The sequence below is a fragment of the Faecalicatena orotica genome, assembly GCF_003149245.1.
In the GTDB taxonomy this organism is placed as follows: Bacteria; Bacillota; Clostridia; order Lachnospirales; family Lachnospiraceae; genus Faecalicatena_A; species Faecalicatena_A orotica.
Genome location: NZ_QGDL01000002.1, coordinates 187,707 through 205,335 on the forward strand (window position 1 = coordinate 187,707; position 17,629 = coordinate 205,335).

At 48.4% G+C, this 17,629-nt stretch carries 15 protein-coding genes; all 15 read left to right on the top strand.

The window, feature by feature from the left end; all coding sequences use genetic code 11:
• Positions 1-165 precede the first annotated feature (165 nt).
• The gene (locus A8806_RS04710; RefSeq protein ID WP_109730029.1) at positions 166-1,776 is read left to right on the top strand and encodes an ABC transporter substrate-binding protein; all 1,611 of its coding nucleotides are present in this window, start codon (positions 166-168) and stop codon (positions 1,774-1,776) included.
• 102 nt (positions 1,777-1,878) lie between these two features.
• Positions 1,879-2,871, top strand: coding sequence for an ABC transporter permease (locus A8806_RS04715; RefSeq protein ID WP_109730030.1), 993 nt, complete (start codon positions 1,879-1,881; stop codon positions 2,869-2,871).
• The gene (locus tag A8806_RS04720) at positions 2,868-3,695 is read left to right on the top strand and encodes an ABC transporter permease (protein ID WP_330405250.1); all 828 of its coding nucleotides are present in this window, start codon (positions 2,868-2,870) and stop codon (positions 3,693-3,695) included. Before A8806_RS04715 ends, A8806_RS04720 begins: the two co-directional genes overlap by 4 nt.
• 88 nt (positions 3,696-3,783) lie before the next feature.
• Positions 3,784-4,707: an ABC transporter ATP-binding protein gene (locus tag A8806_RS04725; protein WP_109730031.1), complete on the top strand. Its 924-nt coding sequence runs from the start codon at positions 3,784-3,786 to the stop codon at positions 4,705-4,707.
• Positions 4,708-4,716: 9 nt separating this feature from the next.
• Positions 4,717-5,322 carry an ABC transporter ATP-binding protein gene (locus A8806_RS04730; protein WP_109730032.1) on the top strand — a complete coding sequence of 202 codons (606 nt, stop codon included), beginning with the start codon at positions 4,717-4,719 and terminating at the stop codon, positions 5,320-5,322.
• A gap of 113 nt (positions 5,323-5,435) precedes the next feature.
• Positions 5,436-7,235, top strand: a complete 1,800-nt coding sequence (locus tag A8806_RS04735) for an Hsp70 family protein (protein WP_109730033.1) — start codon at positions 5,436-5,438, stop codon at positions 7,233-7,235.
• 1 nt (position 7,236) lies between these two features.
• Entirely contained in the window at positions 7,237-8,568 is a 1,332-nt protein-coding gene (locus A8806_RS04740) for a J domain-containing protein (RefSeq protein ID WP_109730034.1), read from the top strand.
• Positions 8,569-8,607: 39 nt separating this feature from the next.
• Positions 8,608-9,621 (top strand): SseB family protein, encoded by a 1,014-nt coding sequence (locus A8806_RS04745; RefSeq protein WP_109730035.1) that lies wholly within the window; start codon positions 8,608-8,610, stop codon positions 9,619-9,621.
• Positions 9,622-9,699: 78 nt separating this feature from the next.
• A complete protein-coding gene (locus tag A8806_RS04750; protein WP_109730036.1) occupies positions 9,700-10,107 on the top strand; it encodes a metal-sensing transcriptional repressor in 408 nt (135 codons plus the stop codon).
• Positions 10,108-10,125: 18 nt separating this feature from the next.
• Entirely contained in the window at positions 10,126-11,049 is a 924-nt protein-coding gene (locus A8806_RS04755; RefSeq protein ID WP_242995952.1) for a substrate-binding domain-containing protein, read from the top strand.
• A 257-nt stretch (positions 11,050-11,306) separates the two neighbouring features.
• Positions 11,307-12,698: an MFS transporter gene (locus A8806_RS04760; RefSeq protein ID WP_109730037.1), complete on the top strand. Its 1,392-nt coding sequence runs from the start codon at positions 11,307-11,309 to the stop codon at positions 12,696-12,698.
• Positions 12,699-12,700: 2 nt separating this feature from the next.
• Positions 12,701-13,300, top strand: coding sequence for a cytidylate kinase-like family protein (locus A8806_RS04765; RefSeq protein WP_109730038.1), 600 nt, complete (start codon positions 12,701-12,703; stop codon positions 13,298-13,300).
• Between the two features lie 40 nt (positions 13,301-13,340).
• Entirely contained in the window at positions 13,341-14,360 is a 1,020-nt protein-coding gene (locus A8806_RS04770; protein ID WP_109730039.1) for a Gfo/Idh/MocA family protein, read from the top strand.
• A gap of 320 nt (positions 14,361-14,680) precedes the next feature.
• Entirely contained in the window at positions 14,681-16,408 is a 1,728-nt protein-coding gene (locus tag A8806_RS04775; protein WP_109730040.1) for a cache domain-containing sensor histidine kinase, read from the top strand.
• Positions 16,409-16,566: 158 nt separating this feature from the next.
• Positions 16,567-17,601, top strand: coding sequence for a LacI family DNA-binding transcriptional regulator (locus tag A8806_RS04780; RefSeq protein ID WP_109730041.1), 1,035 nt, complete (start codon positions 16,567-16,569; stop codon positions 17,599-17,601).
• The last annotated feature ends 28 nt before the right edge of the window (positions 17,602-17,629 follow it).

Consider the following 17,629-nt stretch of genomic DNA (forward strand, 5'->3'; position numbering starts at 1 on the left):
CCGGCGATTAGCTGAAACAGTAGGACTGCCGGAGGGAAAGAAGCTGACACTGCGTGTGGAGGCTTCTTTTTTCTGGGGAATTGCACTTGCTTCTATCCCCCACCGGGGGTTGTGTCATAAAAATCACAATGATATACTGAAAAAAATGCGATACAGGGGGAAAATATGGGAAGAAAAGTGATCAGTATATTGTGTGCCGCCGGCCTTCTGGCGGGACTTTTGACGGGGTGTTCCGGAAAAAGCAGTGAAGAAAAACAGGCTGCGGATAAAGATAATAAAGATTCTGTCATTGTGACTATGCCGACGACTTCGGAGCCGGAATCCGGCTTTGACCCTGCGTATGGGTGGGGAGCCGGGGAGCATGTGCATGAGCCTTTGATCCAGAGCACTCTGACCACGACTACGAAAGATCTGAAGATAGAGAAAGATCTTGCAGTGGATTATTCTGTAAGCGAGGACGGCCTGACATGGACTGTCACCATACGGGATGATGTGAAGTTTACTGACGGAGAAAAGCTGACGGCAGAGGATGTTGCTTTTACATATAATAACTGTAAGGAGAAGAGTTCTGTGAACGACTTCACGATGCTGGACCGGGCTGTGGCTGTGGACGATACTACGGTAGAGTTTAAAATGACAAAACCGTATTCCATCTGGCCCTATACAATGGCGATCGTGGGAATTGTGCCGGAACACGCCTATGATGAGAATTACGGACAGAATCCGGTTGGTTCCGGACGCTACATTATGAAGCAGTGGGACAAAGGGCAGCAGGTTATCTTTGAGGCAAACCCGGATTATTATGGGGAGGCCCCCGAGATGAAAAAGGTGACAGTCCTGTTCATGGAGGAGGATGCGGCACTTGCGGCAGCGATGGCGGGACAGGTGGATGTGGCCCACACGGCTGCTTCCTACAGTGACCAGTCAGTAGACGGCTATCATCTGCTTGCCGTGCAGACTGTGGATAACAGAGGTTTTAATCTTCCTGTTGCAGAACCACAGGAGAAAGACGGGATTGCTTATGGAAATGCATTTACGGCGGATGTAAATGTAAGGCGGGCAATTAATATTGGAATTGACCGCGATGAGATGATTGAAAATGTTCTGAATGGATACGGAACGAAAGCTTACAGTGTGTGCGACAAGATGCCGTGGTACAATGGTGACAGCGAAGTAACATATGATTCTGACGAAGCAAAAAGGCTTCTGGATGAAGCCGGCTGGAAGGAAGGGCATGACGGTATCCGGGAAAAGGACGGTATAAAGGCGGCCTTTACACTGATGTTTAGTAACGGGGACTCTGTCCGTCAGGCGCTGGCGGAAGACGTATCCAATCAGCTGAAGGAAATCGGGATCGAAGTTACGACCGAAGGTGTGGGATGGGACACGGCCTATGACCGTGCGCAGTCAGAACCTCTTGTATGGGGATGGGGCGCGCATACGCCGATGGAGCTTTACAATATTTACCACACACTCTCAGGTACAGGGATCGGTCAGGCGGAGTATTCCCCTTATGCAAACGAGACAGTTGACCGTTATATGGACGAGGCACTTGCGTCAGGGTCACTTGAGGAATCCTATGAGCTCTGGCAGAAGGCACAGTGGGACGGGACAACGGGGATTACACAGGACGGAGATATCCCGTGGATCTGGCTGTGCAATATCGACCACCTGTATTTCGTAAAGGACGGCCTTAAGGTGGCTGACCAGAAAATACATCCCCACGGGCACGGCTGGTCTATCGTGAATAATGTGGATCAGTGGTCATGGGAATAAGGGCGGACTATATAAGGCGCATTATCCGTAGGTGCAAAGATAAAACAGAAGGGACGCAGGCAGAAAAGCCGCGTCCTGTTTCTGGTTCATTAGGGGGAAAGAATGGAGAAACGACTGGGAATACAAATCAGAAATAAGGTCATTCGTATGGTCCTTCTGGTTCTTACGACGAGCATGCTTACTTTTATATTGATGAAAGCGTCTCCCATTGACCCTCTGCAGGCAAATGTGGGACAGGCGGCGCTGGGAAGCATGAGCCACGAACAGGTAGAAAAGCTGGAAGAATACTGGGGTGTAGGGGAATCACCTGTGAAACAATATGTTTCATGGGCAGCGGATTTCATCAGAGGAGACATGGGAACTTCCCTGCTGTACCGCCAGCCAGTGGCAGATGTGATTGCAGTAAAACTGGCGAATTCGCTGTTTCTTATGGTTACTGCTTGGATTCTGTCCGGGATTCTGGGCTTTTTCCTCGGAGTCATATCGGGGATGAACCGTGGAAGATGGATCGACAGGCTTGTGAAGGGATACTGCCTTCTCATATCCAGCACCCCCACGTTCTGGCTGGCACTGCTGCTTTTGATGGTGTTTGGTGTCTGGCTGAAAATCCTGCCAGTCGGTTTAAGTGTTCCGATCGGGGTGGAAGCCGCGGGAGTCACATTTTTCGACCGGGTGTACCATGCAGTCCTTCCCGCACTGACACTCAGTATCACCGGAGTGTCTAACATTGCCCTGCACACAAGAGAAAAAATGATCGGGATCATGGAAAGTGAATATGTACTCTTTGCACGGGCGAGAGGGGAAAAGGGCCTGGTTTTGTTTTGGCATCATGGATTGCGCAATGCACTGCTCCCCGCAATTACGCTTCATTTTGCAGCGGTCAGTGAAATCTTCGGGGGCTCGGTGCTGGTGGAACAGGTATTCTCCTATCCGGGACTGGGGCAGGCGGCGGTATCTGCGGGGCTCGGCAGTGATATGCCGCTTCTGATGGCGATCACGATCATCAGTGCACTGTTTGTATTCGGCGGAAATATGATTGCGGACATTCTTTACGGCATCGTTGACCCGAGGATCAGAAAAGGAGGGGCAGCATGATGAGACATCTAAACGGGAGACAGAGAGTTCTGCTCGGCCTGATAGTCAGCGCGGTCATCCTTCTGACAGTATGCATTGGCGGGGCATTCTGCGGCGATGCGGCGAGAGTGACGGATTTTTCCAGAAAGAATCTGGAACCATGCCTTAGGTATCCTTTCGGGACAGACTGGCTCGGAAGAGATATGCTTGTGCGGACACTGAAGGGAATTTCCTTAAGCGTTTTGCTGGGGATGGCAGCGGCGGCAGTGAGCGCTTTTATCGCTCTGGCTCTGGGAATTGCGGCTGCAACGCTGGGGAAAACGGTGGATGCCGTAATCTCCTTTGTCATTGACCTGTTGATGGGGATTCCCCATATTTTACTTTTGATCCTGATTTCCGTGGCACTGGGAAAAGGCTTCCGCGGTGTGGCATGGGGCGTGGCACTGACCCACTGGCCGTCTCTTGCGCGTCTGATCAGGGCGGAAGTGATGCAGTTAAAGGAAAGTCCTTACATCCAGATTGCAGGAAAACTGGGAAAGAGCCGGTGGTATATTGCAGGAAAGCATATGCTCCCGCACCTGATGCCCCAGTTCCTGACCGGTCTGGTGCTACTTTTTCCACATGCTATCCTGCATGAGTCGAGCGTCACTTTTCTGGGATTCGGGCTCTCCTCAGAACAGCCTGCAATCGGCATCATTTTATCAGAATCTATGAAATATCTTGTAACCGGGAAATGGTGGCTTGCTTTATTTCCTGGGACTGCGCTTGTTCTCGTCGTTGTACTGTTCTATGTGGCAGGGGAAAACCTGCGGAAACTGACAGACCCGGGCAGTGTACATAAATAAGTTACTGTGCACCCCCTCCGGGCGTGCACGGTAACTTAAATTAAAGAAGAAAGGTGCAATCTTGTACCTAACGGAAGGAGGAAGGTTCATGGAGGAGCCGGTCCTGAAAATTGAACACCTGAACATCTCTTTTTTACAGTATACTAACGGTATGCGCCAGTCGCAGCTCGATGTAATTCGTGATCTGGATGTGGAAGTCAACGCGGGGGAGATGGTGGCCGTGGTCGGTTCGAGCGGTTCGGGAAAAAGTCTGCTGGCCCATGCGGTACTCGGCATTCTTCCTTACAACGCAGCCAGAGGCGGAAGGATGACTTACAGGGGCAGTGAACTGACGCAGGAGCGCATTGAAAAACTGCGCGGCAGTGAGATTGTGATGGTACCACAGAGCCTGTCCTATCTGGACCCGCTTGTTAAAATAGGAAAGCAGATCCGAAAAGGAAGAAACGATCAGAAGACGGTTGAAAAATTGAAGAACATTTTCCGCAGATATGATTTGAAAGAAGAAGTGGAGGACCTTTACCCGTTTGAACTATCAGGAGGCATGAACCGGAGAATCCTGATTTCGACGGCGTTGATCGAGGAGCCGAAGCTTGTGATTGCAGACGAGCCGACGCCGGGACTGGATCTGAAAGTGGCAAAACGGGCGATGGGGCACTTCCGGGAACTTGCCGATTTGGGGGCGGGGGTTCTGGTGATTACCCACGATCTGGAGCTGGCACTGGAAACTGCGGACCGGGTGGTCGTATTTTATGCGGGCTGTACCGTGGAAGAAGCCGCGAGTAAAGATTTTATCAGGGAAGAGACCCTGCGGCATCCGTATACAAAGGCACTCTGGCGGGCGCTGCCGCAGCATGGCTTTCAGTTTATAGAAGGCGTACAGCCGTATGTCAAGGAAATGCCGGAAGGATGTCCCTTCTCACCAAGGTGCGGTATGTGTACACAGGAGTGCCGGAGCGATATCCCGTACCGTAGTTTACGTGGCGGCCGGGTCAGATGTTTATATGCGACATAGGAGTATAAGATGAAATTAGAGCTAAAAAATGTATCTTATCAATATAAAAAAGATGGCAGAAAAATACTGGATAATTTCAGTATGACTGTGGAGGATTCGCAGAGAGTCGGGCTGATCGCCCCCAGCGGGTATGGAAAAACGACATTGTGCAAACTGCTTTCTGGGTATTTAACGCCCGATCAGGGAGAGATCCTGCTTGATGGCAGGCCTGTTTCTTCATATAAAGGATACTGCCCGGTACAGATGGTCTGGCAGCAGCCTGAGCTGGCGGTCAACCCGCGGCTTCGGATGAAGGAAGTAATCCGGGAGGGCGACGAGGTAGAGGAAAGAATCTTAGTGGAACTGGGGATAGAAGAGGACTGGATGAACCGCTTTCCGGCAGAGCTTTCCGGCGGGGAACTACAGCGGTTCTGTCTGGCGCGCGCGCTGGGGAGAAGGACAAAATTCCTGCTGGCAGATGAGATCAGCACGATGCTGGACCTGATTACCCAGAGCCAGATCTGGAATTTCCTGCTCAGGGAAGTGACAGAGAGAAAGATTGGCCTGATAGCGGTCAGCCATAACCAGCCGCTGTTAGAGAAAGTGTGCAGCAGTGAGATCAGGCTGGATGGCTGAGAACCGGCCCTGCGAATCGTAATGGCACAGGAACCGGAGATTAAAAAAAGTCGTAGTAATAGCCCCGAAAATTTGCTAAGATATAGTTAGTTGATTAGAGGAGGGCGCGGCGCATGGCAGTGATTGGAATTGATCTGGGGACAACGAACAGTCTGGCGGCTGTCTGGAGGAACGGGTGCAGTGAACTGATTCCAAATGCATTCGGGGAGGTGTTAACACCGAGTGTGGTGAGTGTCGATGTAGCAGGGACTGTGTTTGTCGGGAAGACTGCGAAGGAACGGCTGATCTCACATCCTGAGTGCACGGCCTGTGTATTTAAGCGGTTTATGGGGACGGAGAAGGTTTACAAGCTGGGGCAAAAGAGCTATACCCCGGAAGAGCTTTCTTCTTTTGTGCTCAGAAAGTTAAGGGAAGACGCGGAGAATTATCTTAAGGAAACAGTAACGGAGGCGGTAGTAAGTGTGCCGGCTTATTTTAATAATGCCCAGAGGGATGCAACAAAGCGTGCAGGAGAACTGGCAGGTCTTGTCGTGAAGCGGATTATTAATGAACCGTCTGCCGCGGCGCTGGCCTGTCAGCATTTGTATCCAGAGGAAGAGACGGTCGAGCTTGTCTTCGATTTTGGCGGGGGGACTCTGGATGTATCTGTGGTAGACTGTTTTGACAATATTATAAATGTCGTTTCTGTCAGCGGGGATAACCATCTGGGGGGCTGTGATTTTGACCGGGCTATGGCTGAGTATTTCTGCAGAGAGCAGGGAATGGAGTTAAAAAAACTTTCTCTTTCAGAGCAGGCCGCAGTCCTGAAGAGTGCAGAAGCCTGTAAGATCGCGCTGTCAGATGCGGAACAGGCGGAGATGACTGTTCATTACGGCGGTGAGACACGTACATTATTTTTTGATACGGAGAAAATGATCCAGGCATCGGCGGGAATCTTCAAAAGGCTGATAGAACCCTTAAAACAGGCGGTTCTCGGGGCAGAACTGAAATGGGAAGACATAAACAGGATCATCCTTGTAGGCGGTTCCTGCAACATGCCGGCGGTAAGATTGTATCTGCAGCATTTCTTAAAGAAGGAGGCTGTTTTCTTAGGATCGCCGGACACCATTGTTGCACTGGGCACCGGTACATATGCAGGAATTAAGGAACGGAAAGCAGAGATCAGGGACATGCTTCTGACGGATGTGTGTCCGTTTACTCTGGGAGTGGAGATTAAGGACGGGGTGATGTCCCCGATTATTGAGCGGAATAGCGCACTGCCTGTCAGCAGGTCACGGAAGTATGTGACAATTTCGGATTTCCAGAAAATCCTGAGATTTGCGATTTATCAGGGAGAGGCGCCTGTCGCGGAAGATAACATCCTGTTAGGTGAAATCGAGGTCCCGGTGCCTCCTGCACTTGCGGAGAAAGAAGCCGCAGAGGTCCGTTTTACATATGATATCAACGGAATTCTGGAGGTAGATGCGAGAGTCCTCAGTACAAATGAAACGAGGCACCTTGTCATTATAGATAGGAAGAACAGGATGAGTCAGGCACAGATTCAGGAGACCTTGGAAGAAATGCAGAAATTAAAGATTCATCCGAGGGAACGGGAGGAGAATGCCTATCTGCTCTCAAGATGTGAGTCATTGTACGCGCAGGCAGGTCCGGGACTGCGGGAATTTCTGCTGGACCAGATGCAGTATTTCCAGTTTCTTTTGGAAACCCAGAATGACCTGAAGATTAAGAAGGGCAGGGAATACTTTACCCGCGCTCTGGATGCGGCAGAGGACAGTATGGCAATATTCCGTACGGAGGAAGAGTTCCGGTCATTTTCTGACAGATGGTACGAGGAGGCAAAACAGGAAGAAGCGGATGGCGAACTGGATGCGGATCTGGATGCATGGCTGGGGAAAGGACATTTGACGAGTTAAGATGAGTGGACGATCAGGAATCTGGTCACGGCTGGAGATCGAACCAACCAGTGATACCAGAAAGATAAAAAGAGCTTACGCAAAGCAGGCGGCCAAATACCATCCGGAAGACTTCCCAGAGGAATTCCAGCAGATCCGCCAGGCATATGAGGCGGCATTACAGATGGCGAAGTCTGAAAGCAGTGTGCAGGATGAGTTTGTGATGGCTGATTTTACCGGGGGCGCGGTGAAAGAGGAAGTGCCGGAGACAAACCATATTGTTCAGGAAGAAGATTCCGGCCATATATGGCAGGAGGCCGAAAGAATTGGCACATGGACGGAAAAGTATGCGAGGGAAGAAAAGCAAGAGAATATCCGCCGTGCTTTATACGATGCTTTTCTCGTCGAGATTGCTCTGGATAAACTGGATTCATTTCTTAAAACGAGTGGACTGCAGTCCCACAAAGCATGGTGCAGTTATCTTCAGGAACCGGTATTTTTAGAAGCGGTCCATAATCCGTATTTCTTATTCAGACTGACAGACAGAATCGGGACGCTGAATTTCCAAAAGAGAACCAGAATGCAGATCAGAGAAGTTCTGGAAAAAGAAGTGCCAGATGAACTTGCAGTCCAGAAAAGATTAAAACTGGTCCTTAACGGGCAAAAGCTGCTGAATGAAGAAGACAGGCGTAAACAAAGGGACAAGAAGATTGGACTGATTATATTTGTCTGCATATCGATTTTCGCGACTGCATACGGTTTCAGGGAGGATACAAAGCAAAGCCGCATAAATGAGGTTCGTGCGCCTGAGAAGATAGAAGAGTATATTGAAGAAAAATATCAGATATCATGCACCGTAAGTGAATCCCATGCATCAGCGTTCAGAGGAAATGTTTTACAGCCCGTGGAGGATAAGGATACAGAATATTTTCTTGCAGAAACGGATGGAGAGCGTGGTGTGCCAGAGAGCTTTTACCTGTCGTGGGCTGTTTCAAGTATGGAATATGACGACATTCTGGATGATCTGGAGTATGAGACTGTAAGTATGTGTGCAAAAGAATGTGGTTTGATACGGAAGCTTTCTTCTTTGGGAAATACGAATGTCATCCAGCTTAAGGATGTCCCATTGGAGGAATTTAGCCCTCTGTTTCTGGAGTTTCTTCAGGCGCTGAAAGACAGCCGGTTTGTGCAGAGCGGCAATGCGGTGGAGATAGAAGTGCAGGCAGGTATTGTTGATTATGGGAAGGCTGATTTTACTGTAAGTAAGGAAAGCAGTATGAGTGAGGACGAGGTCCGTGCGAAATTGGAAGAATATGCGGACCAAAGCGTTATTTATAATTCGGACAGACAGTAGGTCAGGGCCGCAGAAAACTTGGGATGGAGAATATACGGCATGAAAGTGATAAAGAAAATATGCGGAGGGATATTGATTCTGGCAGGAGGCGCTGCAGCGCTGGCCGGGCTTTTAAGTGTGATTACGGAAGCCGTTGAGATCGCCAGCGTGGGGATGAGCTGGGTTGAATTGATCGTGATGCTTATATTTCTCCTTTTTACAACCGCCGGAGGCGGTATGGTGTTTGCAGGAATCCGGCTGATTAAGGGCAGACGGCTGGTTAGAGTCAGGCATAAGAAGGTAAAAAAGGAAAAGGAAACAATAAATACTGTCGAAGTCAGACAGGAACCACCTGCCCGGAGGTACACACTGCTCGCGGAAGACATTTTTTCGGTCCACGGTGAGGGCTGCATCATCACAGGAATTGTAAAGGGCGATACTATGTCTGTGGGTGATAAAGTATGGATTCTCGGGGCAGACGGGTCACAGAAAGCGGTCAGGGCAGGGAAACTGAAAGTATTTTTGGGCGAAGAGGTCAAAAGGGCGTTTAGTGCAGTGCCGGGCACAAGGATCGGTTTCTGGACAAAGGATGCGTCTGAAGAAGATGTACTGCCGGGCAGCGTGATCAGCAGCGTGGCGCCGAATGTAACGGCCGGGAACGGGCCGGTGGAAAATCCGAGGCTAAAGGGACTTTTGGCCGGGCGGTTTGATACGGATGTTTTGGATATAGCAGAGCTGATTCGCAGGGAACTGGCGGGGAATGCCATGTTTTTAGTCATGGCAGAGTTTGAACTTACTGATGCTGAACGTGCCAGGGGAATAGTCCAACAGAACAGTGTCATGGAATTCCCATACTTAAACACTCCTGATGGTGAGGGATACCAGCCGGTTTTCACGGACTGGAATGAGCTAAAGGCATGGGAAAGAGAAGAGGGGAATGTGCCGTCCGCTGTTTTGATGGGGGCAGAAGAAGTACTCTCCCTGATAAAGAAGAATCATGTTCTTCATGGGCTTGTAGTGAACCCCTTCACAGATAACCTGATTATGGACAGAGACGAGTTGGAGATGCTGTAGACAGAAAATGTTACGGCATCTGGGGACAGAATGTGTTTTGCCCCCGGAATTATATAAAATATAGAAAGAATGGGACAGATGGAAAAGAAAAACAACAAGGCAGAGCAGATCAAAGATGTGCACGTCCATACACATGATGGAACAGAACACAGCCATACTCATGACGGCACTGAGGCAGAACATGTGCACAGCCATGCGCATGGAACAGGGCACCACCATGTCCACAGCGCGTCTGAAAAAAAGGCTGTGATTAACAGGATTTCAAAGGCAATCGGACATATGGAAGCGGTAAAGAGGATGGTCGAGAAGGATGAGGACTGCAGCGAGGTGCTCATACAACTGGCGGCGGTGCGGTCCGCAATCAATAATACCGGAAAGGTTGTCCTGAAGAACCATATCAGTCACTGCATAGTGGAGGCTGTCGAAGAAAATGACGAAGAGGCAATCAGGATGCTGAACCAGGCGATCGATAAGTTTATGAAATAGTATAAGGAGTGTATTCAGATGAAAAAAAGAATCCAGATTTCATCCATGCTTATCGCTCTGGCGGCGATGCTTCTTGCATCCTGTGCCCCGGCCGGGCAGCAGGAGGCGAAAGGGGACTATGTGATCGGTGTGGTCACGAAGTCAAGAAACAGTGAATACTGGATGTCTGTGTGTGCCGGGATGGAAGAGGCTGCGGATGCGCTCGGAGCAAAAGTAGTCATTCTTTCACCTGATACGGAAACGGACAAGGACATCCAGAAAAAAATGATCCGTGATTTGATAAAAATGGATGTGGATGCACTCGCTGTTTCCCCCATAGATTCCTATGACAACAGGGACTATGTGCAGACAGCTTCTGAGAAGAGGATTCCTGTTTTTTCTTATGATACGCCGATAGAGGATATGGCAGTCCCATATATAGGGATAGATAATAAGATGGTGGGATACGAACTGGCAAAGGTTCTTGCGGAAAAAATGGGGCATCAGGGGAATGTGGCAGTGATTGCAGGGAGCCAGGAACAGGCATCCCATAAACAGCGTGTTCTGGGATTCACGGATTATATGGAGACAGAGCCTGATATCCGGATTGAGGTAGTCAGGAGCGGGTACAGTAATCTACGGGTATCGGAACAGGAGATGGAGGAGATTCTCGCGGAATATCCGGATTTGGACGGGATCATGACGACAAGTGCGGTGACTGCGCTGGGAATCACTGAGGCGACGAAAGGGACAGGAATTGTGATCGCGACAGTGGATGCCCAGGAGGATGCGCTGCGTGCCGTTGAGGATGGCAGGATCGCCGTGCTCGGGGCACAGTCAGGCAGTGACATCGGATACGAGGCGGTTTCCTATATCATGAGAGAAAAGGACGGAAAAGAACAGGACATGCAGGATATTCTGGATGTTAAGATACTGACGCGTAAAAATGTAAAAGAGTACTGACCGGAACCGGAGCAGTACTCTTTTTTTGAAAAATCTAAAAAAAAGAACCAAAATATAAAAAAATATCCATTTCTAAATCTGCCGGTTCAAAAAACTGTACCATGAATACAAAAAATATTTCCCCCTTCTAAAAAACAGCTTTAAAATAAACTAAAAAACTAAAATTTGGATTACTAGGATTTTCCTGTCAAAAAGGTAGAATAAAATCATCAAAGAGATGTGAGAGATCAATTTAAGAAAGGCAGGGAAATATAGTAATGGAAAATGGAACGGAACAAAAACTACCCGACGGAAAACTGTCAATGGGGATTAAGCTTTCTTATGCGAGCGGTGATGTGGCGTGCAACGTGGTATTCGGAATGGTCGGCACACTGCTGACCCTGTTTTATACGGACTATGTAGGAATCAACCCGGCTACGGTCGGAATGGTCATGCTCTTGTCAAGATTATTTGATGGTGTGTCTGACCTGATCATGGGTGTGATCGTGGAGCGGACAAATTCCAAATGGGGCAAATCCAGACCGTGGATTCTCTGGATGAGCGTACCGTTTGCGTTGTCGGCAGTTCTGCTTTTTACGGTGCCGAACACAACAGGTGTTTTACAGTTTGTTTATCTTTTTGTTACATATAACTTCTGTACAACCGTCTGCTATACCGCAATCAACCTTCCTTATGGAAGTCTTTCAGCGATGATGACCCGTGTATCATCCGAAAGAGATATGTTAAGTGTTGTGAGAATGGGACTTTCCCCGATCGGGAAAATCATAGCAGCAACCTGTACATTACCAATCGTAAAACTTTTCGGGGATGATCAGGCTGCATGGATCAAAACGATGTCCATATGGGCGGTACTTGCGTTGATCCTGCTGCTTGTCTGCTTCTTCAGATGTGAGGAAACCGTAAAAATCGAGGCAAAACAGAAAGCGCCGAAGGTTCCGCTTGGGAAATCCTTCTCTGCATTATTTAAAAACCAGTACTTCTGGGCAGTCCTTGTTTTGTGGATGGTACAGAGCGTATCATTCGGTATCTCAGGAACAATCCTGCCATATTACTGTAAATACATATTCGGCAATGACACATGGATGTACAGCGCATTGTTCCTGACAGAGACACTTACTCTGGTAGCCGGTATCTTTGCCTGCACACCGCTGATCAAAAAGTTCGGAAAACGAAATATTGCATTGGCAGGTTCCTTAATTGCCCTGGCAGGCCAGCTTATATTCTTCTTCAATCCATACAGTTTTGCATGGATGGTAATGAGCTGCCTGACACGTGCTATCGGGCTGGCACCACTGAATGCCGTTGTGTTCGGAATGGTTGGCGATGTTGTTGAATTCGGACAGTGGAAGACACACATCAGACAGGAAAGCCTTGTATTTGCAGGCGGTTCCATCGGAACAAAGGTTGGGGCAGGACTCGCATCGGCAACGATGACCGGACTGTTATCCGCGGCAGGTTATATCAGCACATCCGCAGGAAGTGCGGCCCAGCCGGATTCCGCGCTGAATATGATCGTCAATATTTACAAATTCGGGCCTGTATTGATTGCGCTGGTTGCATTTATTACACTTGCTCTCTACAAGCTGGATAAAGCATACCCGTCAATCATGAAAGAGTTAATTGAACGTGAATCAAGAGGGGAGCTGTAAAGATGAAAGATCATACATTGATTACGATCAGCCGCCAGTATGGAAGCGGCGGCAGGGAAGTGGCTGAACTGCTTGCAAAGAGAATGCAGGTCCGCTGTTATGACAGACAGATTCTGTATCTGGCGGCTGAGAAGATGGACGCAGGGGAAATGGACATAAGCGCCATACTGGATATGTCTTATAAGATGCCAGAGAGAACATTTATGGACGGTGTCACTTCACTCGGATATGAGACGATACCTCCATACAATAAAATGTACCGTGAACAGGCTAAAGCTATCCGAAACATTGCCGAAAAAGAAAGCGCGGTATTTCTCGGGAGATGTGCCGATGTAGTGCTGAAAGATTTCCCGGAATGCTATAACTTCTTCATCTATGCAGACGAGGAATACCGGAAAAACAGAGCAAAAGAGCTGTACGGGAACAAGACTTTTAAGGAACTGGAAAAAGAGAACCGCACCCGTGAACGTTATTACAATTACTATACAGGCCAGAAGTGGGGGGACCCGCAGAACTATCATCTAATGATCAATACGAGCCAGATCGGTCCTGAGAAGGCTGTGGATCTTATTATAAATTATGTGGAAAACTGCCGGAAATAAGAACTTTATAATTATATTTAAAAGAAAGAGGTAAAAAATCATGGAAAAAATAAAAGTAGGAATTGCAGGTTTAGGAAGACTGGGAAAAGTACATGCCAACAATATTGCATTTAAGATTCCAAATGCGGAACTGACAGCAGCATGTTCTATCGTTCCGGCGGAGCTTGAATATGCAAAAAGCGAGCTTGGTGTAACAGATGTATATACAGATTACCGGGAAATGCTGGAGAAAGCTGACATTGACGCGGTTGCAATCGTAACAACCAGCGGGGAACACTGCTGGCAGATCGCTGCAGCGCTTGATGCAGGAAAGCACGTATTTTCCGACAAGCCGCTTGGTGTAACGGTAGAAGAATGTAAACTGGCAGAGGCAGCAGTAGAGCGCCATCCGGAACTTTCGTTCTTCCTTGGCTTCATGCGCCGTTTTGACCCTTCCTATGCTTACGCAAAGAAGAAAATTGAAGAAGGTGCAATCGGCACACCTTATATGGTAAAAGCAACCGGAATCGATCCGGAGGCACTGGTAGAGGGGGCAATTAAGTTTGCGGCTACAAGCGGCGGAATCTTTATTGATATGGCGATCCACGATATTGACCTGATGAGATGGTTCTTAGGCTCTGACCCGGTTGAAGTTTACGCTGCAGGTGCGACATTCAAGCATCCTGAATTTAAAGAGGCAGGGGATGACGAGACCGGCGTTGCAATGTACCGCTGTGAAAACGGTGCGCTGGGATTCGTACATGTAGGCCGCACCGCGGCACATGGTTACCATGTAGAAACAGAAATTATTGGTACAGAAGGCTCCTTAAGAATCAGCCCGGTTCCGGAGAAGAACCTCTGTATGATCTATGACAAGAACGGGGCAGTTGTAGAATGCGTCAGCGGATTCCCGGAAAGATTTGCCGAGTCCTACCAGCTGGAGATGCAGGAGTTTATCGACTGCGTAGGAGAAGGAAGAAAACCGGAAGTAACCGTATATGATGGAACAAAATCTACACAAATCGGATTTGCAACAACAGAAGCCTGGAAAAACGGCGGAATTGTAAAGATTAACTATTAAAAGGCATCAAAAAGAATCAAGGGAAGAAATAGTGTTACTGAACACTCCCCAGCCTATCACTACGCTGATAGGCTGGGAGGAAGAACGTAAAGTAGCCAATAAGCCTGCTCCTCGCCGCAGGCGATTTTAAATGAGCAGGCGCGTTACTGTTTACAGGCTTGCCTGTGAACAGTAACGAAATAGTGGAGGTGTACCGCTTTGGCGGTACATCTTTTTATTTTACTTTATCGTATTTATGATATAATTAGTGTTAACGAAATGAAAACAGTGTACCTCTCTTGGGACGTACCTGAATTTATAATCCTGAAAAAGGAGATCTTATGCGGAAAAGTATTAAAACCAAAGTATTACTTGCAATTCTCGCTGTCACGATGGTAACGGCCATCCTCCTGACTCTTGTGTTCTATTTCCGGTCGGCGAAAATGATCGAGGAAAATTACGCCGAGACCCTTTATGGGCGGGTGGAGCAGACTGTAGCCTCAATGGATCATTCCATGCAGGAGGTATACTATGTAAGCGTTAAGGCGGCCAGAAATGAAGATCTGACTGCTGCCATACGCCGGTATAGGAAGGACAGGAATGCAGACACACTGGAGGAGATTGCGGAAATTCTAAGAAACTACCGTACCCAGTATAAGGATTTGAGTTCTCTGTATTACATTTTCCCGGAAGAAAATATGGCAGTCACATCGGAAGATTATCCGATTATAAAAAGGGATATTCCGTCCGCAGAAATTCAGAAAATAAAGGAAATTCAGGAAGAAGAGGCGGCTCCGCTCATGATGGAAGATCTGGTGCATGATTCCGGAAAACAGCTGACCGTCGTGCAGGATGTACCGGATGATGATGGCACGGTTCTGGGATATCTGCTTGCCAATACGGATGAGAGGAACCTTTACTATGCCTATCTGGAGCCGGTTTATGATAAAAAAGTCTCCGGTGCTGTCATTGTAGATAAATACAATACGATCGTGAGCAGCAAAGATTACGGGGAGGCAGGGACAACATATGAGCAGGCAGACCAGTTTCCGGTGCAGAATGGGATAGCGTCTGCAGGTTCGGACAAAGAAATCCGTATTTTTTATCGTGCCCCTTTTTCAAACTGTAGTTTTTATCTTGCGGTACAGAAGAGTGAAGTATTGAAGGACCTGCGCCAGATGCAGATTTTCCTTGCCGGGGTATGCCTTCTCTTTCTGGCAGTCGCATGTGTACTTGCCTCTTACATTACAAGAGTTGTGTACAGGCCTATTAAAAAGGTGACAGACGCCGTGGAAAAAGTAGGCAGGGGGGACTTAAGCCTCCGGGTAGACGTGGAGACTGAGGATGAGATCGGTAAATTTTCGGAAGAATTTAACCATATGCTGGATTACATAGAAGACCTGATCGCCCAGGTGATCAAGGAAGAACAGTTGAAAAAGGATGCTGAACTGGAGGCACTTCAATACCAGATTACTCCGCATTTCATGTATAACACACTGAATTCCATCAAGTATGCGGCCCTCCTTAAGGGGGAAACAGAGCTCGGGGATCTGATCGGGGACTTTGTGGAGCTTTTGCAGGCGAGTATTAATAAAAAGGGGACATTCATTACTGTCGCCGATGAACTGCACATTTTAAATAACTATATCCATCTTCAGGAATTCCGCTATCAGGGAAGCTTTGACGTAACCTATGATGTAGAACAGGAGGCATTCGGCTGTTACCTGCCGCGCCTGATCCTCCAGCCCCTTGTGGAAAATGCGATTCTGCACGGTATGGATACGAAAGAGAAAAAAGGTGACCTCCGCATTCAGGGCAGGATTAATGGGGAAACGCTGACCCTTTCTGTGATTGATAACGGAAGGGGAATGACACAGAAACAGATCGATACCCTCCTTAAGAGCAGGGCGAAGAAAACAAACGGGCTGAGTGCGATCGGGGTCCCGAATATCAAAGAACGTCTGGAATTATACTATGGGGATAAAGGCGGTATCCGTTATGAAAGCGGGCCGGAAGGGACAACCGCTGCTATTTTTCTGCCGGTCAGCAGAGAAGGCGGCTGTTTATAGGAGAGCCTGTAAAAAGAATAGGACAGCCGTCATACGGGTGTTATATCTTGCATATTTTCCCGGTTAATTATATAATGGGAGAAATATGGCGTGTTTTGTATCATGGGGCATGACAGATGCTGCAGGGAGTACCGGGCACATAGAAAAAAGGTGAGAGTATGGGAGTTACAATCCGGCAGATTGCGGAGGCCGCAGGCGTATCGAGGGGGACTGTGGACCGTGCGCTTAACAACCGGGGGCGTATTAAACCGGAAGTGGCGGAAGAGATAAAGAGAATCGCGAAGGAAATGGGCTATCGGCCGAATCAGTTTGGCCGGGCTCTTTCTATGAGTAAACAGAATCTCAAGATTGGTGTGATCCTTCAGGGGGCGGAGACACCATTTATGCAGACCGTTCTACAGGGAATTGAACAGGCAAAGGCAGAGGTCGATAATCTGGGAGGGACCGTGCTGTTGACGAAGATCCCGCACATTAGCGCAAGAGGTGTTCTTGAGGCGATGGAGCAGATGCGTGAAGAAGGGGTGAGCGCCATCGCTCTTGCACCTGTGGAAGATGCAGACGTAAAGTCGAAGATCGATGAATATGTGGAGGAATACCAGATCCCCATTGTGACATTCAATTCCGATGTAAAGGATACGAAGCGGCTCTGTTTCGTGGGACAGAATGCGTTCCAGTGTGGACGTGCCGCGGCCGGACTGATGGGAGAGCTGGTGTCGGGGGAAGGAAAGGTTGCCATGATTTCAGGATACAGTTCGAACCCGTCACTGAGCGACAGAGTCCGGGGATTTCAGTCGGAGATGGAAAAGAAGTATCCAAAAGTAGAGCTTCTGGGGCCGGAATACTGCTTTGAAGATAATACGATTGCCGGCCAGCTTACAGAAAAAGTCCTGACGGAGAATCCAGATTTAAAAGGAATCTTTATGAACTCCCACGGTGAAGAAGGCATGTGCAAGGTACTGGAGGATCTCGGAAAAGCCGGAGAAATCAAGGTTGTAGCCAATGATTTCATGGGCCGGAACTATGAATTCCTGAGGGACGGTGCCATCAGCCTGCTGATCGGGCAGGACGCCTATGTACAGGGCTACGAGCCTGTTATGATACTTTTCCGCCTGTTGTTTCATGGGGAGGAGCCGCAGGGAGAATTTAAGTATACAGAAATTATGATTCGTAACGCATATACGATACCCCAATAAAAGATACCATTACTGTGCACGCCTTTCC